Origin of the sequence: Paenibacillus terrae, assembly GCF_000943545.1 — a bacterium.
Taxonomy (GTDB): domain Bacteria; phylum Bacillota; class Bacilli; order Paenibacillales; family Paenibacillaceae; genus Paenibacillus; species Paenibacillus terrae_A.
Map to the genome: position 1 here is coordinate 25,136 of NZ_JTHP01000044.1, position 19,897 is coordinate 45,032.

The 19,897-nt window shown below is 38.9% G+C and carries 20 protein-coding genes and 1 pseudogene; 2 read left to right on the forward strand and 19 right to left on the reverse strand.

All coding sequences use genetic code 11. The features are described from left to right. Positions 1 to 56 precede the first annotated feature (56 nt). Entirely contained in the window at positions 57 to 1,268 is a 1,212-nt protein-coding gene (locus QD47_RS19450; RefSeq protein ID WP_044647692.1) for a hypothetical protein, read from the forward strand. An 865-nt stretch (positions 1,269 to 2,133) separates the two neighbouring features. Here QD47_RS19450 and QD47_RS19455 read toward each other — a convergent pair. From QD47_RS19455 to QD47_RS19490, 9 genes are all read right to left on the reverse strand, one after another. After that, entirely contained in the window at positions 2,134 to 2,412 is a 279-nt protein-coding gene (locus QD47_RS19455) for a DUF4878 domain-containing protein (protein WP_044647693.1), read from the reverse strand. Between the two features lie 42 nt (positions 2,413 to 2,454). After that, positions 2,455 to 2,733: a hypothetical protein gene (locus tag QD47_RS19460; protein ID WP_052646811.1), complete on the reverse strand. Its 279-nt coding sequence runs from the start codon at positions 2,731 to 2,733 to the stop codon at positions 2,455 to 2,457. A 256-nt stretch (positions 2,734 to 2,989) separates the two neighbouring features. Further along, positions 2,990 to 3,382, reverse strand: a complete 393-nt coding sequence (locus QD47_RS19465) for a hypothetical protein (protein WP_044647694.1) — start codon at positions 3,380 to 3,382, stop codon at positions 2,990 to 2,992. A 183-nt stretch (positions 3,383 to 3,565) separates the two neighbouring features. Continuing rightward, positions 3,566 to 4,636: a hypothetical protein gene (locus QD47_RS19470; RefSeq protein WP_044647695.1), complete on the reverse strand. Its 1,071-nt coding sequence runs from the start codon at positions 4,634 to 4,636 to the stop codon at positions 3,566 to 3,568. Between the two features lie 445 nt (positions 4,637 to 5,081). Then, complete coding sequence (locus QD47_RS19475; protein ID WP_044647696.1) at positions 5,082 to 5,921, reverse strand: hypothetical protein; 840 nt, start codon at positions 5,919 to 5,921, stop codon at positions 5,082 to 5,084. Positions 5,922 to 6,547: 626 nt separating this feature from the next. Further along, positions 6,548 to 6,859 carry an IS3 family transposase gene (locus tag QD47_RS30120; RefSeq protein ID WP_052646812.1) on the reverse strand — a complete coding sequence of 104 codons (312 nt, stop codon included), beginning with the start codon at positions 6,857 to 6,859 and terminating at the stop codon, positions 6,548 to 6,550. A gap of 272 nt (positions 6,860 to 7,131) precedes the next feature. Next, entirely contained in the window at positions 7,132 to 7,293 is a 162-nt protein-coding gene (locus QD47_RS32185) for a hypothetical protein (RefSeq protein ID WP_161797187.1), read from the reverse strand. A gap of 131 nt (positions 7,294 to 7,424) precedes the next feature. Further along, the gene (locus QD47_RS19485; RefSeq protein ID WP_044647697.1) at positions 7,425 to 7,844 is read right to left on the reverse strand and encodes a hypothetical protein; all 420 of its coding nucleotides are present in this window, start codon (positions 7,842 to 7,844) and stop codon (positions 7,425 to 7,427) included. A 148-nt stretch (positions 7,845 to 7,992) separates the two neighbouring features. Next, entirely contained in the window at positions 7,993 to 8,829 is an 837-nt protein-coding gene (locus tag QD47_RS19490; protein ID WP_044647698.1) for a hypothetical protein, read from the reverse strand. Between the two features lie 671 nt (positions 8,830 to 9,500). Here QD47_RS19490 and QD47_RS32595 point away from each other — a divergent pair. Continuing rightward, positions 9,501 to 9,917, forward strand: a complete 417-nt coding sequence (locus QD47_RS32595; RefSeq protein ID WP_044647699.1) for a hypothetical protein — start codon at positions 9,501 to 9,503, stop codon at positions 9,915 to 9,917. Between the two features lie 692 nt (positions 9,918 to 10,609). Here the strand turns inward: QD47_RS32595 and QD47_RS19500 are convergent. The 10 genes and pseudogenes from QD47_RS19500 to QD47_RS19540 all read right to left on the reverse strand — a co-directional run bounded on the left by QD47_RS19500 (position 10,610) and on the right by QD47_RS19540 (position 19,730). Continuing rightward, positions 10,610 to 10,789 (reverse strand): hypothetical protein, encoded by a 180-nt coding sequence (locus tag QD47_RS19500; RefSeq protein ID WP_044647700.1) that lies wholly within the window; start codon positions 10,787 to 10,789, stop codon positions 10,610 to 10,612. Positions 10,790 to 10,807: 18 nt separating this feature from the next. After that, on the reverse strand, positions 10,808 to 11,458 hold the full coding sequence (locus QD47_RS19505; protein WP_044647701.1) for a hypothetical protein: 651 nt from the start codon (positions 11,456 to 11,458) through the stop codon (positions 10,808 to 10,810). 92 nt (positions 11,459 to 11,550) lie between these two features. Continuing rightward, complete coding sequence (locus QD47_RS19510; RefSeq protein ID WP_044647702.1) at positions 11,551 to 12,243, reverse strand: hypothetical protein; 693 nt, start codon at positions 12,241 to 12,243, stop codon at positions 11,551 to 11,553. Positions 12,244 to 12,345: 102 nt separating this feature from the next. Further along, complete coding sequence (locus QD47_RS30125) at positions 12,346 to 12,600, reverse strand: toprim domain-containing protein (RefSeq protein WP_052646813.1); 255 nt, start codon at positions 12,598 to 12,600, stop codon at positions 12,346 to 12,348. Positions 12,601 to 12,701: 101 nt separating this feature from the next. Continuing rightward, a pseudogene (locus QD47_RS30995) lies at positions 12,702 to 13,359 on the reverse strand (threonine aldolase family protein); the annotation flags it as partial. Positions 13,360 to 13,904: 545 nt separating this feature from the next. Continuing rightward, on the reverse strand, positions 13,905 to 15,911 hold the full coding sequence (locus tag QD47_RS19520) for an NERD domain-containing protein (RefSeq protein ID WP_044647703.1): 2,007 nt from the start codon (positions 15,909 to 15,911) through the stop codon (positions 13,905 to 13,907). 189 nt (positions 15,912 to 16,100) lie between these two features. Further along, positions 16,101 to 17,306, reverse strand: coding sequence for a hypothetical protein (locus tag QD47_RS19525; protein ID WP_044647704.1), 1,206 nt, complete (start codon positions 17,304 to 17,306; stop codon positions 16,101 to 16,103). 172 nt (positions 17,307 to 17,478) lie between these two features. Next, positions 17,479 to 18,090, reverse strand: a complete 612-nt coding sequence (locus tag QD47_RS19530) for a hypothetical protein (protein WP_044647705.1) — start codon at positions 18,088 to 18,090, stop codon at positions 17,479 to 17,481. A 133-nt stretch (positions 18,091 to 18,223) separates the two neighbouring features. Beyond that, positions 18,224 to 18,592, reverse strand: coding sequence for a hypothetical protein (locus QD47_RS19535; protein WP_044647706.1), 369 nt, complete (start codon positions 18,590 to 18,592; stop codon positions 18,224 to 18,226). 370 nt (positions 18,593 to 18,962) lie between these two features. Next, complete coding sequence (locus tag QD47_RS19540; RefSeq protein WP_044647707.1) at positions 18,963 to 19,730, reverse strand: DNA-methyltransferase; 768 nt, start codon at positions 19,728 to 19,730, stop codon at positions 18,963 to 18,965. Positions 19,731 to 19,897: the final 167 nt, after the last annotated feature.

Here is a 19,897-nt window from a genome sequence, read left to right on the forward strand (position 1 = left end):
CATACCCCTTTATTTCCTGTACACTTTTTGTTGGAAAAAAGGAGGAGTGGCAACCCATGAAACATCACCCCGCGCTGTTCGATGCTCGAACATTACATAATGACACTCGCCTACTCTTTAAGCTTAAGTTGTTACTTGGTACTGTCTGTGCTTATGGCGGCGAAGTCCCCCTCACAAAGGTTGAGCTTGCGAAACGTTTGGGAACCTCCAGCTATCGAATCTCTGTTCTTCTACAAAAACTAACTCATGAAGAAATTGTCTATTATGATGAGAATGGAAGACTATTCTTTAAACAATTTGTCTTTGTACGAGATAAAGAAGAAACGGAGAAAAACGGTCTCTATGCGAAAAACTTCATCTTTTTTTTATCCGATTCGTTTTTAAGTGAAGATCGAAATGTCCAGCGTTTTGTTCTCCATTACGTTGGAAAGGAACTGGTTTATATCCCCGGTAACTTCCGTTGGGGGTATATTAGCGATCTCTATGGTCCGTTAGGTCTGCTCAACATCCGTACTCGAAAAGAAGCATTGCACATTTTGGAGAAAGCCTCGAAGTATCTGAAAATGAAAATTTATAATGAAAACTTTCAAGTGTTAAACGTTTATCCTGAGTGGTTGGAGATGGGTGAAGTCTATTCCGAGGGAGCAGAACTCTGGGTTATAAAACAGCTCAGAAAGCACCGTTTTTGCTTAGAATTTTTATCCCGCAAAGCAGTTTGGCAAATAGCAAAAGTTATGGAAGATTATTATGCTAAGTTCGGATACGAATATGCAACTGAAATTTTTGACACTGCTCTCTACAATATTCAAAAAAATAAAATGCGTTCCCAGGGATTCTTTAAAATGATCTATAGAGAAGATGATGAATATGTAGTTAATGATGAAAAGAATGAGCTAGACCAAATCAGCGCCTATTTCCGTGCGGTGATGGAAGCAGCTGAGCTTAATTATGCTGTCCAACTTTCGATGGATCTTGAAGGGATAAGCAAAAAGAAACAACTGGCGGAATCCAATCTCTTTAGCAATGAGCAAGTATCTGAGGTCAATCAAAAACTGATTCAAGCTGCTAATCTCCAATATCAAATTATATGGGATAAACTTTGCCGAATAAATCTTTGCTGGCTTAATAGGTTTCGTCAAAGTCCTGAATGGTTTATACAAAATTATTATAGGATAAAGTCTCTTCCAGCTCCTATCTTAGAAATTAAGCAAGAGATTGAAAAGTTACTTTCTAAGAGGAAAGCCGAAGAGAGGAAATGGGCACTCTAGAAATTTTTAAGGAACTCTAAGGTTTATTTGTTGTGCCCAAAAATTTTCTTTTCCAAATTACATACAGATTATAGCAGTAGGTATTTTTGTTTATGATACCTACTGCTATTTGTCATGTGTTTTTATGATTTACCTCTCTCGTTCCCCATCTTTAAAAAAGTTATCTTAGTTCCATAACCTTCTTAATCCCTATAGTCATCGTTCCATTCTTACATAAAATAGGTTATTCATTAAAAATATCTGTGGATAACGTTTTTCAGTTTGTGATTAGGTTTTTCAACACTGTTCATAAATAAAATATCAATTGGGATTACGTAATAGTTTTAGTGTGCAAGGTTTTTAAGACTCTGGAATTCGATTTATAGGCTGTGCGTAGAAGTTAAAAGACTCTGGATTTGGAACCTTACTTACTTTTTCTACATTTTAACAGTCGAAATAAACCAGTATTATCAAGCATTTTCATTAGGGAAATGAGTCTATAAAAAGGTATTAACAAAAGGTTTTATCTTTTATTGTTTTAAGTAATTGTTTTAAAAAATATTATTAACGGATGGTGTTGAGGAATAGTTTTAAAGGGCCTTAAATGAACACCTCCAATTTAAAATATATGAACTACTTTCACCTAATAGAACCCTTGACTCTCATTCTGATTTAATAGATTGTGAAAATACAAAAAACGCTCTTCCCAATAAACAATCGCACATAAGACCTAACTTTGGCCAAAGGTGGATCATTCACTATGAAGAGCGATTAAACCCAATATATTATATCTGTAATAATTAAGCTATACGGTTTCAGAGAATTCTCCTTTAGTATATAGTGAATGCATGGATATAAATAAGTTAGTAAAACTATTGAATCCCTTCTACTGTTTCCTCCGAGGTGGTATGTATACTTTCCACTCCCCATCTTTCTTGATCATTGTAAGAGACTGAAGAATGACTTGCTGATCCTTATATTTAAGATTTACTTTTACTGCAGCCTTTTCTTTATCCTGAAGTTTAACCTCTTCGACATTAAAGCCTGTTAGCACCTGATACTTGAAATTTCTAGAATAAAACTGCTGCACTAGAGTTGGACTTGGAAAACGTTCATCAAATACATATTTTATTTGAAAGCGCTCGGAAGGAGTTAACAGTTCCACTAAATCTTCTGCTTTTCGAGCGCCTCTAGCTTTTTTAGAAAATCATTCTCCATCTCTAGAAGTCCCGATTCCCCATGAAGGGCATAAGTTTGTCGCCAACGGCTTAGTGCGACCGATGATATCTAAGTCAAATCCTGCGCCTGCGCTCAGAAAAATATCCATCGGAGCTCGGCCTTTCTTGTAGTCTTGAACGGCAGCCAGCTTAAAAGTAGCTGAATAGGTAATACTTTTCTCGTTAACGTTCTGTACATGGGGCTTTAATTCTAATTGTTTGATCTCACGCTCAGTAATTATTTTGGTCGATCCTCTCGATTTACTCATACATGTTCCTCCGATGTTTTCGATAGTTTGATTAAAGCACAAATGACCCGCGAGAGGGTCACCTTTTTCAAAGTTTCCATCTATACGGGTCACAGTTCATTTGGCCAGATAGTCTTTTTTGTAGTTTAAGATCTACAGTACGAAATGTACCACTCTCGTACACAGAGCAAATCTTAATTGATTTCAAGCTGGAAGCGATGATTTACATTTCATATGAGTTCTTTCTTCTATCGGAAACATTCTAAATTCTTCTGTTTTAGCCCCATTCAGCTTCCTGCCATTCTGTTAAATCTTCAATTATGGCATTTTTCAAAACCTCAATAGCTGTATTTATAAAGGTGTAATCGAATTCGTTTTCAGGCAGTTCTATATTATATTTGATAGCTTGCAACGCTTTTAATGTAGAGGTGTTATTGGGGAATTTCTCATTCGAGTCATACACAAGTCCAAAATATTGAACTTCCTCATTGTATTTGTATCTTAATGCGTATGATTTTTTATTGGCTAAACGTAATTCTTCAACTAAACCTTTCATTTTGTTGTAGTCCTGGAATTGCTCCATGTATGGCTTTATACGATGGTGGTAGTTATAGAAAAGTGAATTTAAAACCTTGCTAAAAGTAATATTGCTAATCATCTTAACTGACATAATTGAAAACCTCCAAAGATTTATTTGATATTCTTAATACTTAGAATTAGAAAAAACGCAAGTCACATACAGCAGGGGAAACCCTGCTTTTCTCTTTATTATTAATGCTCATCAGCTTTTCTTTATGTCTATTCTTCTATAGTAAATTAGTTTAACCTGATAAATTATTCACAGTATGTCCAATTATTTGTCCCAAAAGAATTTTCGTAGATACCATTGACCACTTGGTTTATTGTAATCGAACTGGAACTCCTCTTTGTAATTAGTAACAACATAGATGTTGGTTACATCAGGAGTAACATCCTTATAGGCTCGAACCATTCCTCCATTCATTAGAATAGCGATTTGAGGCAGGTGTAAATAACCTTCTCGGTCCTGAATCATGGTGACTCGATAAGCTCCGTTGATACGGTAAGTGTAGTCTCGGATTTCTTCTCCTAATGTTAATCCGAATTTTTCCATCCATCGATTCAGCGCCTCATGACTCTTAAAAGAATTGTGTCTCGACCCATTAGAATACACATAGAACATGGTGTTGTTGAAATCATTCTTTACCTTTTGAAGCGTGAAGTTTGTTTCAAGCGTCCCTAAGTAACGTTTAGTTTCTCTGGTATTTGGCTTAGCCAATACAGATTGAATAAGTTCAGGATCAAGGCCTTCCTGGTTTGCGCTTGGATAAATGACATTATCCAACAAGAGAAGATATTCGACAGCATTTTCTCCTACGAGAGATTGGTATTGATCTTCCTTGATATGATTAGGAAGTCTCTTACAAATACCACCGTAAAATTCGCAATGGTCAGTAACATGTCCATACAAACTTGCTGAAAATCGATCCTCGCGTTTTAAACCATATGTCCCGCTGTATACGTCACCATTGGTGAACAGAATTACGAAATCTGTTTTGTCGTATCCTAAATTTGGGGCTGTCAAAGCCATTCGTTTTAGAATCTTGTCAGCATCCTCCCAGCTTGTTGCATTGTGGGGTATGCGGCACTCGGAGCTTGGTCCTTCGCCACGAGTTACTACAATTCGTTTTACTTTAACGTGAGTTGTATACCCGTATTTCAGTGTTTTTTTAAGCTGTCTGTATTCCATCCCATTTAAGGCTTGGTATTCAGTGTTCCAACCATTTGAGTTCTTAGAATGTACATTTAGTATTTCTGCATCGTTAAAATAGTTTGGATTGCTTCTCACTGCCTCTAAAGCAGCAGCTTGCGCTTTCGTAATTGTCGCTGGGGAAATCTTTTTCATTGTTAAAATCTCTCCTTTTATTGTGATGTATTGGGTTGTGATAAGGCGCAAAAAAATACACCTTAACGACAAAAGACCTATAAGCCCGTAAAAAGGCATGCTACCGTAAATGGCAGATTGGTCCACTCTCGTTAAAGTGTATTCCTAACACTCGTTATCCCTATAGCGCGTGCTTGGGACAAATTGAATAATATCTTTAGGTCATATTATCATTTTAGAAGTGAGTTGAAAAGTGCTGGTCTCTCCTGGTAGAAAGAAGCAAGGTGTTACTTAAAAAAATATTTGGTCTCGCTTCTTCAGATTAATTACGTGGATGATAAATTAAGTTTTCTTAATTGCAGTCTAATTAAAAATGAATTTTAAGTGTACATAAAAAAGACTCCTGGATTTTCTCCAAGAGCCCTTTTATTTCATTTATTTCTGACATTGAGTAAACCTGGGTCTTCTAGGCAAGCTCTACAAATATCTTTGCATCCGGGCTCAAGAGATACTCTACCAGATTACTGGAGATCACTTCGACAATGGGATTCTCAAGATTAAATGCAAACCATTCAATCAATTCGTCGGTCGAAGGGAATGAAGGCTCACAAAGTGTCCATCCCGCATCATCGATATTCAGAAAGCCATAGGTTTGATCTACTAGTCCGCCTTCAATCGGTTTAACTTCCTTCACAACGATTAAATACCGGCAATCAACCCCACCTACAATCAGAGCACCAGCATCAGCGGCTTTTTTCCAGGCATCAAGTTTTTCTTTAGTAAGCAACAACTCCGTAGGAAGATCGACCAGCTTGTAATCTTCACTTGATGCATCCATCGCCATCAGTTTCTGATTAAAGATTTCGATTTTGCTTGTTATTGGATCTTGGATTTGTAACGGATGGTAACTAAAAACCAATCCTTTTAGTTTGAAATAGTCCCACGCAGCCTTCCGACTTTCAGCTTTTACTTTGTCCACTACTATGTCGAAAAGCTTCCCATCAGACGATTCCAGCAATCGATAGAATCCCAGTTCGTCTTTCGCCACGAGCTGCTTTTTATTATCGACATCTTGAATCTGTTGTTCACAGTACACGGTTATTCCCTCAAAAGTACCTACAATTTGTACTGCAACGATTTCTTCTGGGGGATTCTTGGCAAACTCAGCTTCGAGTTGAACATAAAAATCCTCTCCTTCTTTTGTAAATACCAAGCCCAGATTTCCATGATCTGCAGTCAAAAGAAATTGATCCTCACTTCTGCCTGTAAGTTGGGTTAGAGCTCGCAACGCTGTTTGTTCATTCATACTTATGTTCTCCTTCTCATGTTAGAATTTGAATTTGAAGACGCAAAAAAGCGCTCCTCTCAATGAATGTTCGCATAGAAATGCATTCCTACCTTTAGGTAGAACATTCACTCAAAGGAGCGCTTATGATTAAATGACCGCCGGCGCGTGCCAGAGTCTAATTTTATAATGGAAAGTTTACAATATATCATAATGATGTTCGATAGTCTATGGAAATAATTAATTCAAAAGAACCACTAATCTAACACAGCAAAAACTTGGTCATCTTCCTTTCGGCTTTATTTACACCTCTAAGATTGTGATCCTTGATGGTTCATCTTTACTACATCTATAATAAGCCATAACATAGGCAACATCCACATGTAAAGCTTCAGAAAGAGCATCAAGCTATTAGGAAAGAGAGACTATAGGGTAATAATTACCGATAGTCCCTCTCTGCATGGATATACTTCACCCACTCTTGTATGGCCTTGGCCTTGCGGTGGAAAAAGTCGTTTTGTGGTTCAATTGGTTAGTGAGAAATAGAAATCGATCAAAAAAGAGCTGTGCAACAGTTCTTTGTAAACAAAACCCAATGTAAACGGTCCCCTTAGTCATACCTCTGTCAAGTAGACAGATGAAAAAAGTTATGTAGCCAGCACGTACCGATATTCAATCGGTGCGCGCTGTTTGCGTTTTGCCTGAAACTTTTGGTAGTTATAAAAGTAGATGTATTCCTCTTCGGCTTGATGAATCTCTGCTTCTGACTTACACTGGTGAAGGTACAACTTCTCAGTCTTAAGATGAGAAAAAAAGGATTCGATGCATACGTTATCTAGGTAGTTTGCTTTGCGAGAGAGGCTGCTTTTGACGCCGAATGCTTCGAGACGTGTATTGGAAGCCTTGATCTGAATAGAGCACGGCTTCTGACACGTCTCTTTTTCGTGTCCACTGCTCAATTGTATCCAGCACCAACTTCACATCGTTACGCTCAGATCATTGCCACGCAACGATCTCATTGTTAAACAAATCCTGATGGCTGACAGGTAATAAAATCGGGTTCTATCCGAGATATACGTAATATCGGTGACTAACTTTTGCTTCGGAGAATTCGCATGGAACTGACGCTTCAATCGGTTAGGATACCCCTCTAAGTTCACTCATTTCCTGATGGTAACACATCAGGTTTTTAAGAGTGTCTACTTAAAGGGATAATACAACCTTTCAAGTTTTATACTAATGATAAGTATCGAATTGCTAATGCGGATAAATTAACAAGAACCACAAAGGTTGATAAAAAAAAGAACCAGGAACGTTTTGGAGCGCTGATTTTATTTTTAGCTATATAAAAAATACAAGCAGCAATAACCAATCCTACTATATTACTCAACATCCCATACTCCCCCCATCGTGCAATTTTTTAAATTCATTATAACCCAACAAATCCGTCACTTACACTACTCAAATTTATGGCTGTTAAAAAAGATACGCTCTTTGACAGAGAGTATACGTATTGTTCATAGGTTATGTTGGAGAGTCTTCAATAACCGAAATGCGAAGGCCGATTGCCGTTCTATGAGTACCTGTTGGGAAGCCTAGTTCCTCAAGATCGACTAGAAATTCACTCAACAATTCAAATAGGCTGTCGAAGAGATGAATGTTGGTGAAATACTGATACTTCGTATGCGAATCTTCTTGCAAAAAGCCTACAACCATATAATCTCTAATGGCGAAAGAGAAAGGAAATAAGGTTTCAGAAGGATCGAACATCGAAAGCATATTAGACAGTTGATTAGGGTTTATTCCATACCCTAATTCATTGACGGAGAGCACAATATCCAGTGTGGCCTCTGAAAAAAACTCCCTTGCATCGTCTTCATGTCCTGTAATGACAGCGCCCATAAGTTTTTGATATTCGAATATATTAACAATTGTATTTTTCAATACATAACCCTCCTTCAGGTTTAGCTACATTATTTAATCTAAAGTTAGTTAAGTCATAACGTATCCTTCTTAAGTGAGAAAAGGAATGCTCATATGACTTGGCATTCCTTTTCTTTTAAAATGAGATGCTTTAGATGTCAGATGGTATTCAATTTTTTACTCCAATCTTCGGAACTGCTATCATGTTGCTTAGCACCTTCGCACTGACCTTATAGTCTTTAAGGGCTTGAATCGTAAACTCCGGCTCTTCACCAGATGTTTCAACTTCACAGATGAGATAAAGCTCATCTTGGTCAAGACCATTAATGGCAGTCTCAAGTACGATGACTTCACCAGCCTTGAACAATCCGGGACTTTGCGCGGGGGCAGGGATTAATGTGTAACCACCAAATTTTGTCTGCAGTTTATCATAACGTTTCTGCATATAATGTTTGGCCCCATACTTCGGCTTGAGGCCTTCCTTTACGAGAGCAAATATCTCAGGTTCGCCTTCGTTTTTCCAATCCCCATACGCGAAGTCAATAAGCCCGTCTGCACCAAAAAGTTTTACATAAATGTCCGCGTCCATGTCATGCTGAAATGGTGAGCCTGCAACCGTATTACGTACAAACTCCATAACGCCAGCAAGTGAAGTGAACATGTGATCCTGATCGGATTCGGGGTACTCATTGATCGTAAAAGCGATCTTATGGTCCTCACCCCACGGATAATGATAGGGATTTACGTAATAGTTTTCGAGATTCTTAGTCGGGTCCGTGTAACGGTAGTTCCAGCATTGGCTCCGCTGGTTCACGTATGAGGTGATGCCGTACTCCAGCAGCTTTCGGGTGTTATCCGCCCGAGTGAAGTTTAGGCAGGAAATTAGACGGCGATCATCAGCGAATAGGTCGCCATCGTAATCACATGTGATTTTTACTGCTATGAGCAGGTCCTTCGTGTGTAGTCTGCGGATACCTTCACTACTGATCATTTTAAATTCTGGCATATTCTTTCTCCTTGTCTAGCTTAGATTTGATTGGGTTGTGAATTGGCACAAAAAAAAACGTCCCTCCCAATAAACGATCGCACGTAAGGTGGAATTCGACCCTAAGGCTAATCGTTCACTCGGAGGAGCGCTTTTATCTGCATGATTGACTCTTATGGCGCATGCCGGAGTCAAAATCGTCAATATCAATAGTTTCATCCTATCACACCCATTTCAGGAGAGCAAGTTCATATAACATAGAGGTGAACGATAGGGGTGGCCGACATCCCTATCGCTCAATTGCTATATATAAAATCCAATCAAAGCGCAGATACTCTGGCCGGGGTAATTGAAACTCGTACTTTTGACATAGATGCGATCTTCCTCCCTTTCTTGTCGTGCATCAGAGGAATGGGAAGACTATCTTTCTAATATGTTAAATTAACAGAGGGATCTCTGGGATAGATAGGTGATCGCGCATTTTCTTAACATTCTCTATTGCTGTACGTGCTTTAGTCTCTGTTCTTTATGCAATGGCTTATGATCCAAAAGATTAAAAAAGATTCTGCGGCAATTTTAAAATTTGAATAGTCGTGATCTTCTTATTATAAAAGAAATATGAGAATGAAATATCAAGAAGAGTATTTCAAATCAAATTCTGAAAAAAATATTAGACTGTAAGGTGATTTTTTATGGGGGATTTTTCTGAACTGAATATACGTCTGAAATTAAAAGTAGACACACCAAAGAATATTATTGAAGTTCTTGAGTATATGGCCTCCCTTCGTTCGCAAGAGCCTACAATTTTGCCTGAGCATCCACTCTTTAAAGCTAAACGGTGGGCAAGCATGTTGAGTACATATAATGATCCTGTCGGCGCTCCTATAAAGGTTTCTATCTTTGAAAAAGACTGGACGGATGAAGGTTTATTCTTATTTGTAAGGTCGGTGTATAAAGATAGAGGAGAAGCAGAACTATTTTTTAACTGGCTGTATCCCTTTATAGATGCTCTATGGCTAGAATTTCTAGGTTTCATCAAGTATGACAGCAGAGATCATCCTTATTTAATTTACTACACAGATCAGGGAATCCGCTTTATTGTAAATTAAATGTGATGAAATCGAAAATATGAGCAACTGTGAGGTGAGTTTTAACTGGGGAATAGTTGATGTATCTCAAAAACCATAATCTGTTCTAAGCTATAGCTTATTATTGGATGAGAAACCTTGATGAATACTTTCAAAATTGGCTCATCCTTATTTGATGGTTAAAAGTCGATAGGAACATATATACAGGGGAGGTACTGGTCTTATCAGGCTTCCTTCATCAGCCGATCCAGCAGCTCAATCACATCTTTAATCTTCGATTTGGAGATGATCCCGTACAGATCGCCGACACTGAGTTCGTAAAAACAAGAAGACTCTCCGGTTTCTCTCAGCCACGCGGTCAGTCCAACCCCATATGGATCAGATCCGGATGTATACGCGTCATAAAAATGAGATTACATCCCGCTTTGGGGAAGTTATAACAGCCGCAGCAGCTGCAATGAGCCCTGGAACAACACTGGATGGAGAATTGGCTGTATGTGATGTATTGACAGGAAAGCCCGATTTTTCGTCCATTATGAGCCGATTTTTCTCAAATCCTACAGAAAGATCTATTCCTAGGCTCACTTATGTTGTATAAAGTCGTTTTATTTTCTTCGTACAGCTTGCCTATTTCCATTCCAAAAGCGCCTATGGCTTTTTCCACTATAAAGGTTCGTTTATGTATTTCTGGTAGATTCATTTTCCCCAATCTTTCATTCCTCCAACGAGATGATGGTAGAACAATCTTTACAGACTTGTATTCCAATTTTAAGTTGACTATTAATGGGTCTGAATTTTTTACAAATGTCGCACCAGAACATCGGAGGACCTAGTTCAAATTTTCTTGGAGTAATCAGTAACTCAGCCATCTTTTTATTAAATTCCTCGTTCATTTTGACTTCCTCCTATAGTTAAGCGGACACGGTGAAGTTTTGTTTAATCCATCTCCATTTTCCCGCGAGTTGTGTAATACCAGCCATAATACCTGTTAAGGCGATTGGTCCAATATCTTCTGCAAGATCAAGTCTATGACATAAAAAAGAAGCTACATATTCCAAAGGGCTTTCTGCGTTACTCACCGCATCCGATGCCACTAAATAATAATCATGTACGGCTGTTGACGAGTTCTCCCCGATCTCGTCCATCTGACCGACCATCGTTAATACCTGCTCATGTATTTCAATTGCTTGCTCTTTAGAATAAAGGTTGTATACTGCTAATAAGTCTAGCCCAATCGAAGCAAGTATGAACTCAAACTGAGCCCATTCTTCAGGGACATCCTTAAAAATTACATCGTATCCTATTATTTCGCTTTTGATATTTTCCCACTTCAAAGGAAGATCATCCATAGCCGCCTTAAAGACGAATCCCACTGCCATTTCGGTACTTATTGAATCTAAAGCAGATTCTCTAACAACCGATATTTTTCCTTGTTCCTGCATTGTTTCTAACCACTTTTCCGTTACGGTACGCTTAACAATACCCCCATTACCATCAGATAATTCAAGCGTAGTTTTCTTTCCGAACAAGCGATCAAATAGTCCTACTGAGAATTGGGTCATATCTTACCGCCCCCATGCACATGATTATTTATTTTTTATTACTTGGTATCCCATATACCCATCAGCAGCTCATGTCTATGGGAAGTGTAAGCCTAGTCCTGTGATTTATTCGGTAGATCAATAGAAATACTAAAATTCACGTTGTTCCCTGATATACCTAAATCATAAGTACCCCAGGAGGATGTGTGTTGCCGTGTCAGTTCGTGTTTCACCCACTTTGTTCCAATTGCCACCGAAGACAAAATCTCCCTTGCAGTTTCTATAGTGACGTTCGGATTACTTGAAGGTCTCATGTAGTATTCCGGTATTTTCACTTTAGCCTGCACCTCTATGGAAGCATCAACACCATAAAGTTCCCGAATAATCGAACGAATAGACATGATCGCATAGGCTTCTTTACTATACTTTTCAAGATTCATAGGAATTGCACGCGGGCGCTGGATCTTTTCCCCTTCTGATTTGAAGATAATCAGCTCCAGTCCTTTGTTCACTCCTGTTCCTTTTGCACCAATAACATTCAGAATCCCTTTATTTTTACCGTTATCCAGATAGTCTGGAATCTCTCTACAGTTTCTTTTCCATCCTTCAGTACCCGCCACCATGTCCTTCATGGCCAGTTTTGCAAGATGAAGTGTAATAGGCCAACCATGAATCCTGACCTTTACATCCACATCAAGGTCGTGTTCTTGCTTGATTACATTTCGGAGAGCGATAGTTGACTCGGCTACTGTATTCTGCGATGAAACAGAATAAGTTTTGGATGGATTCTTTTTTTCTGCTGCCATTGCGATTCACACCTTTCATAGAACTGATCCATCACCTATAGACGTACTATCTAAATTTTTTATTTCCTGAATATATTCCTCTATCTCATCCAGTAAATAATTTTAGAGAATATCTCGCATTTCCAATCGTTTATATGTACTTATTTTGATAGATTTCTTGAAAGCATCTATCCCTTGAGAATGAATGATCTCAGCAGGATCTTGTCCACTTGGCAATTCTCCAACTAACGTATTGATACCCTTTTCAGTCAGTATCCGTCCTGCGGATAGAGCACCATCATTACCTGCTTGGTCACCATCATAAAGAAACAGTACATCATCGGTTTTTTTTCGTAATAGACGTCCATGTTCGGCCACAAACTTCTTTGCTCCCCTTGCTCATAAACTGCGATCAAAACCTGTTTAACTTGCTCCTGGAACATGCTCGAGACCGGCTCTAACGGTAATGTAATACCCTATGCTAGTATCGCGCCTACAATCCCCCCAATGCCCTTATAGAAAGATATATACACACTGTCGAACAATCCACATATCTCACCGGCTGTTTTGCCGTAATAAGGTAATACCTCGAACAATCTCGCCCCGTCTAGATGCATGATGATTCCATGCTCCTGGCAATAGGCTGAAATGGCTTCAAGTTCCGAATACTCTGGCAGTTGGCCGCCGATTTCGCGCTGCGGCAATTCTAGCAAGAGGCAGACTATTTCCGTTCCCATATTTTTCACATCATCTAATGTAATTAAGCGGTCTTTGTCGGTAAGCATTACAGGGACAATATGGTGCAGCTCTTTAAGTCCGCCTTCTCATGAATCTCCAGATGGCACAAAGGCTGATAAGCTACTGTCTTCATTTCTTTGCGGTCGCACCAGATTCTGAGGGCAATTTGCATTGCCATCGTGCCGCTTGGGAAAAATACTGCTGCTTCCTTGCCCAGCACTTCCGCCATTTCGGTCTCGAAATTCCCGATCACCTTGTACTCTCCATACATGTCGCTGCCAAGAGTCCCCTCTAATTCGGCAAAAGCTTTTTCAAAACTTCGATATGTCTTTTGCCGTGGCCAGCCAACTGAACAGAAGTCGCGTTAAAGGCTTCCTGCAATGATCTCTTTTCACTCATCGTGGTAATTTCTCCTTTCAGTCACGTTGTATCTGTACCAATAAATAAGATTATAGCATTTACCGCCACCAAATTCTGATTTTTAAACAGCGGTGGCAGGACTTCATGAGTTTTGGTCTGCCGGTGCTTTTATTGGGATGTAGGCATCCCCTTATCTGGACCGGGTAGCTCGCCATCAACATCGGCAGGAAAAGTCTATTTAGCCGAAGTCGAACGGTTGGGAACACGAAGAAGGAGCGTATGACCATCAGCAATCCACAAGGACTCAGACATTGGTGTACGGTTTGAAAGGTTAACCTGTTGGGTCGCTTGCTGGATTATTGAAAAAATGAGGTATGGCAAAGAGAAATGCAATAGTCATGATAGGGGGAAGATAACCCAGGTCTTGAACTCATGCCTAATAAACAATGAAGCGGTCGATCCATGTAACAACCAGTAAAAAATAGACTGATTCCAATAATAGAAACAGCGGCAGTCTTGGACGCGAAACTTAGTCCTAGACTACCGTTGTTTTAGACGTATCATATCCGGTTTGTGGATTATTGTTAGTCTATAGATTGCGCGTTATTAATTACTGCAACTTGCATTGACATCTGAACAGTTGCCTCCTCGAGCGTAATTCGACTCTCCTTTATTCTGATCAATTCCAGAAGGTTCTTGACTACGGTGGGCAGTTTTAAATACGATTCGAATCGTTCGTAAAATTCATTCATATTATTCCACATACTATTCTTTTCCAAGACTTTCGATTGCTGATTTTCACCCTCGAAGAATACTTTCATCTTTTTAATTTCTCCCTTATCAAAGTAACTCTGAAGCGCCATATAATCGATTACCGATACACCATCAATCTCCATCCCGGTAAAATGCGGATAGTTGCAGATCACCACAGCGTGAATGCTCTTCCCTTCGATGCCGCGGAGTTCAGAATCGAAAACCGAGCTATGCCGCAGCAAATAATCACGTTTCCGCTTAATTTGCTCTGCGCCTTGCTTTAAACGTTTATAGCCGTTATGATAATCTCTCGCTTCCATTGGATATTTTATGTTCTTAACTTCCGCGATAAGAATCATTTTTTCCATTGAGACAATAAGATCTATTTCTTCGAATTCTCTCTTACTTGCATAGAATTTCTGTTTATTAGGAATCACTGCGTACTTACCCTTGTCCTTAAGATAACTTTGTAATTCTTCTTTCAAGAATTTTTCCAGCGCAAATCCCCTCGCATCCAGTGAATAATTTGCCGACTCCAACCATTCGTCTATGAGTTGCAAGTAATTGGGTGCCTGAAGGCTAGCTAAAAGTAGAAAATAAACCTCCCTAGATTTTACCAATGGTCTTGCCCAAAGATTGATTCTCTTTTTTTTGTTCATGTTGTACAGATCGTTTTCGATAATTGAAAGAAACGACTCGATTTGTGATTTTGAAAAAGTGGTAACCTTTTGTAAATAGGAAAGTAGCTCTTTTTTCTTGATTCTTATAAATAATCTTTTGAGTTCCGTATAGTCAACTTTCTCTATTTGGCTTAAATGATCTCTCAATGCCTTGGCCAAAGTCAGCAAGGCACTATATAGAAGGATCACATCTCGGATTGTCAGTCTTTGCAACCCTTTCAATGGTTCTAAATCAATATGTGGATAAAAGGAAACAATTGCGGATAAACCAATTAACATTTCTTCGTTTAGTGGAAAATCATCAGTCTTAGAAATTTGTATCGAGACGAACCCTCGGTGATCCACAGATACTTCTTTAAGATATGCTTTCTTTCTCATAGAATTCAGCGTTCCTCGTAGCACAGAATTGTCCGTAAATCGAAAGGATTCCACAGTGGCCGCAAATACATTCTTCTCAACGCGAAATTGTCCGACCTTTTGTAGCTTTAGATATTGCTCGTTTTTGAACATCAGATGAAGCTCGTCTTCAGAAAACTCTTTAATTCTCCCATCTTCCCAAGTAATTCTGTCATACGAATCCTTTACAGTGAAAAACATGTTGGAAGAAGCGTATAAATAACTTGAGATATTCACTAATTGGTTCATGTCGTAGTGATCGTGAAGCCCTTTCTTATCCATAAAGTATCGTAAGTAATTCAATAAGGTGTTAAGAAGATCCACCTGCATTTCGAAAGCACCTACAGCATTGAGTTTAGGTCTGCCTTCCCCTGAGTCAATTTGAATATTCTCCATATCTTCCAATCGAATAGGATCAGATTGGCTTAAACACTCAGCCATGTCTTTATTTAATCGAATCGTATCGGAATTCCCGATTGCGACAAGAAACTTCATGATATGCTCTGGGTGAGCCTTCGTTTCCTCGATGGCATCTCTCATATAGTCGTATACCTGCTTGAAGATGGAATGAAATAGCGGGCCTTTTGCCGCGATAGTTAAAGCATATTGATCGTCTAGGTCACTCTCCCCATCACTAGTCTTCACAGCTTCTTTGTACTTGTTCAAATCTTGCTTTATCTTTTCTCTATCATAATTATCACTGAACGGATTCCAATGAACTTCATTTCTGAGCATATGTCTAATGCTTTTTAGTTTTGCCATGCGTGGTAGTTCACCTCTTAAATTATAGTAAATTATTACTGTTTACTTTTTCATTTTACCTACTAATGCACTAAAACGCTACATTCTCAGTAAATACTTGAAATAGTGACAGGTAAGGATAAAAAAAATAATGTCCTAGATAGCCCCCTGCTTTCTTTCAAAAGCAACGCGAGGGCTATAAGTCTCATATTAAAAGTACAATTTTGGACTTCTCGTAATCGTTTTAGGAATCTCTTTTAGGGAGGTTGTAATTTGAGGAGTGAAGCTCAGTATGTTGTTTATTTCAATATCTTTTTCAGGGGTAATATTAAATAAAGCGAAATTGGTGTAAGTATTATCGTCAACTTCACTTTCGTTCCCATATATGTTGCTGTGAACCCCCTCATATTGTACGCCATGAAACCCAATTAAACTGCAACACGTTCCAATAAAATTTGGAAGAAAATACGCTTCTTTGAGAGCTTTCGTCTCTTCGTTCTCTTCGTTGAAGAATCCTTGGAAGGTTGGATCAAATGAACCGATTTTAAACAGCTTGAGCTCATCTTTGAGAATCTGGAATACACCAATGTCCAAGATGTCTTCATGTGTAGGATGTATTTCATATGGGATGGCATCCTGCTTGTTGCAAGCATAAAGTACTGGTACGCCTATGCAGTTATACCGACCATGTTGTGGCAAACCTACAGGTGGAGCCCACATATCGGCCTTGGATAGAGGTTTACTTGTATCTCGCTTACGAGTGCGGCCGCGATATAAACTACCGATTCCACGGGTGATAACCGAGTAGTCTTTCGCCTGAAAATGCTTATCCAAGGTTCGATATATGGCTTGTCCAACATCATGTTTTAAGGCAAGCATTGGGTATTGGCTGAGATATGCCTTAAAATCCTTAATCGCCTCAACTTCAATCGTTTCTCCATATTTTTTGCTAAATGTACAGAATTCCTCATAATCATGACCCCACGCAACTTCTCGCTTCGTATATATATCATCATATAAATTGAACCGGCCATGGTTCATATTATCACGATCGTCTTCTCGACCATGTCCACACTGACACTGAAGGTGAGGGAACATTAAATGATACATTTCTTGTGGGAGATATTTATCACTTACTTCGTGACACCATAAACATCCACTAAAGTTCCTTTCCATTTGGTCTGCGATCAATTCTAAAACATCGTCATTCACAGTTAGCTTATAATAAGAGTCATAAACTTCGATTTCATCGTCACAGCACATGCAGGAAAGGCTATCATTCCCGTCATTTGTTTTTCTTCGACATTTTTCTTGCGATTCCATTATATTTTGCCCATGTGTCTTGGCGAACTTGATTACAAGATCCCCACAATCTAAGCAGAGCTCAGTCTCGTATAGTTCCTTGATTATTTTCATCTGTTTTCTCCTCGTAATTAAATTTTAATTATATAAAGGGTAGCTGCAATCACGATCATTCTTTTAATGGGCTAGAGATCTCCCCTTATATGGTAAGAAAAGAAAGAGACCGGCTCAAATGGAACTGGTCTCTGATTATATATATGGAAAATAAATTTATTCACGAAAGATACTACTCAATAGGTTGCTGAATACCATGTGAAATAAGATACGTATTCAATTCCCTAAGGGAATTAAATCGAGCAGTATCATCTGCATCTATTGGAAGTGTTTGCTCTGCGATACATTCTGCAATTAGCTGATTTTGGATATCCGCATTACATGCCGGAGTAGTTGTACCTATTACAACAAGTTTACCATTTGTAAAGTCCCAGCCATAGGTTTGAATGGTTGAAAGGATTTCATCTATTGATAGTGCTTCAATATCTACATGTACGTAGCGTAAGAAATAATCATCTTCATCAAGTACGCTAATATCGATGACAGTGAAGCAGGTATCAGAATCTTTCCTTACAAACTGAAAATCATCGGTTTTTATCCAAACTAACTTCGGTATTGTTTGGGTATATTCTGGGTCGATGTCAGGATCGTTGTGATTCCATACACGTACAGCATGCTGTTCATGTATGGAATCATATTCTATTAATACTAGTTGTGTTCCATTAACGGATACATAGATACCAGGATAATTGTGATCAGATGCGGGCTGTGCCTCGATTTTACCTATAGGAGTTTCAACTATCCAAGAAGTTGTGTTCAAATTTAATTGACTGTTATCAATCATTTTTTGGGGCCTCCATAAAAAAAGCGAAGTCTATCCCTTAGGGTGACCTCCCTTTTAACTATTATTGTTGTTTGGTTTAGTAAGTGTTGTTATTTAATTAATTACCTATAATTGAAAAAATCTTTTTTGTGATTCACTCGTTTTGTTTTAACGTGTGCTTGAGATAACTTAGCGTGTCAAGTAGAATGGACTCAATTTCAGAGGTTAGAAGATGAATTAGAGATGGCTCAAACTCATTACAACCTGTGGGCGATATCTGTTCACTCACAGGTATAAATGCAATCCCATCGACTAAGTGAACTAGCATGTATCCAAGCCATTTATCGACGGGATTATTATTGTAAGGAATGTACAAGTACGAGCTATCATTTCCTAAGGTTTTATAAAGACCGATTTCGTTGAGTTCTGATAAATTTAACCCTTCCATAAGCTCCTTAAAAGTAAGATTACTCTGGGACATATTTTTCTCCCATACAAGCTTTCGCTTTACTTCCACGTTCATTCGATTCTATCTCCTTTTGATTAAATTAAATAACACCTGAGCTGATTACTTCACTCCTTTGCAGGTTTTGGGTTGTGAAAGGTGCAAAAAAAGAAGCACCCTTCTCAATGAAAGATCACATATAGGCGGATTTCGAGCCTAAGGCTGATCATTCACTCAGAAGAGTGCTTCTTACAAGAATCAATGACTCGTATGGCGCATGCCGGAGTCGTCGTTTTAATCTAAAGATGTATTATTATCCTATCATCGTGGTGGGCACAAGGCAAGAGTGGAAAAACCGTTGTCGTACCACTTGCATGATACGACAACGGTCACTGTCTTATGGAAGGAATAATGTGGTCTATTTCATCATGAGTACAAAGGAACTTTTTCAATTGCTAACATGAGAGAGGCGTTCATAAATGATCTTGATATAGGATTCAAGCAATTCAAACCCTATATATTTTCGATTTAGCTGGGTCGCTGCGACTGCAACTGTTCCAGATCCCATAAAGGGGTCCAGTACTAAGTTATTTGGATGACTTAGAGCCTTTATTATGGGGCGGATCAAGTCGAGAGGAAACTGACATTCGTGGTTTGTTTTTTCCGGATGATTATGTTTTACATTTGGAATGATCCATACGTCTCCTGGATTCTTACCGAGTGGATTACCAGAAAGTTCCCCCTTTTTGTCCCCTTTGTAATGTTTTTTACCAGGGTATTTTTGGGGCACACGTATTGAATCAAGGTTGAATGTGTAGTTATCACCTTTGGTAAACCAAAGCACAGTCTCGTGACGGCCAGACAGTCGATTTTTGCAGTGCAGGCCACTTTCAAAGTGCCATACAATTCGGTTTCTAGGGGTGAATCCAAATTCAATAAAAGTAGCGAATAGAAGGCAATCGAGAGGATATACTTTCCCATCATCTACATAGCTACCTACTTGATAAGCGATACTTCCCCCGGGTTTCAATACTCTTTCGCAAGCCTGTATGATTTCACGCTGCCAGAATAGATAAGCCTCTAGTGCCGTCTTTTTCTCATATGACTTATTCAAATTGTAAGGAGGAGAGGTTATTATCAGATCGACTGACTCTGCTTGCATGGCATTCATACCTACTAAACAATCCATTTGCTTCACAATGTTAAAAGTATTCATAGGATTCCACCTTCCAAATCAAACAACTGACTTGGACAAGGCGGAACTCTGTTGTTGTCCTATCTAAAGAAGGATCTCTTTAGATGCTACTCTTCCCGAACGGGTTGTCAGCAGATCACGCGCCACATTGGACGTACTAAGTCGGTATTTAACCACCTGTGATCTTC

Coding starts and splice junctions, on each gene's coding strand:
- QD47_RS19470 (WP_044647695.1), bottom strand. CDS start 4,636: ATGAAAAAGATTTCCCCAGCGACAATTACGAAAGCGCAAGCTGCTGCT.
- QD47_RS19475 (WP_044647696.1), bottom strand. CDS start 5,921: ATGAATGAACAAACAGCGTTGCGAGCTCTAACCCAACTTACAGGCAGA.
- QD47_RS19530 (WP_044647705.1), bottom strand. CDS start 18,090: ATGATTGATAACAGTCAATTAAATTTGAACACAACTTCTTGGATAGTT.
- QD47_RS19510 (WP_044647702.1), bottom strand. CDS start 12,243: ATGGCAGCAGAAAAAAAGAATCCATCCAAAACTTATTCTGTTTCATCG.
- QD47_RS32595 (WP_044647699.1), top strand. CDS start 9,501: ATGGGGGATTTTTCTGAACTGAATATACGTCTGAAATTAAAAGTAGAC.
- QD47_RS19535 (WP_044647706.1), bottom strand. CDS start 18,592: ATGAACGTGGAAGTAAAGCGAAAGCTTGTATGGGAGAAAAATATGTCC.
- QD47_RS32185 (WP_161797187.1), bottom strand. CDS start 7,293: ATGTTGAGTAATATAGTAGGATTGGTTATTGCTGCTTGTATTTTTTAT.
- QD47_RS19540 (WP_044647707.1), bottom strand. CDS start 19,730: ATGAATACTTTTAACATTGTGAAGCAAATGGATTGTTTAGTAGGTATG.
- QD47_RS19460 (WP_052646811.1), bottom strand. CDS start 2,733: ATGAGTAAATCGAGAGGATCGACCAAAATAATTACTGAGCGTGAGATC.
- QD47_RS19490 (WP_044647698.1), bottom strand. CDS start 8,829: ATGCCAGAATTTAAAATGATCAGTAGTGAAGGTATCCGCAGACTACAC.
- QD47_RS19500 (WP_044647700.1), bottom strand. CDS start 10,789: ATGAACGAGGAATTTAATAAAAAGATGGCTGAGTTACTGATTACTCCA.
- QD47_RS19450 (WP_044647692.1), top strand. CDS start 57: ATGAAACATCACCCCGCGCTGTTCGATGCTCGAACATTACATAATGAC.
- QD47_RS19520 (WP_044647703.1), bottom strand. CDS start 15,911: ATGGCAAAACTAAAAAGCATTAGACATATGCTCAGAAATGAAGTTCAT.
- QD47_RS19525 (WP_044647704.1), bottom strand. CDS start 17,306: ATGAAAATAATCAAGGAACTATACGAGACTGAGCTCTGCTTAGATTGT.
- QD47_RS19505 (WP_044647701.1), bottom strand. CDS start 11,458: ATGACCCAATTCTCAGTAGGACTATTTGATCGCTTGTTCGGAAAGAAA.
- QD47_RS19465 (WP_044647694.1), bottom strand. CDS start 3,382: ATGTCAGTTAAGATGATTAGCAATATTACTTTTAGCAAGGTTTTAAAT.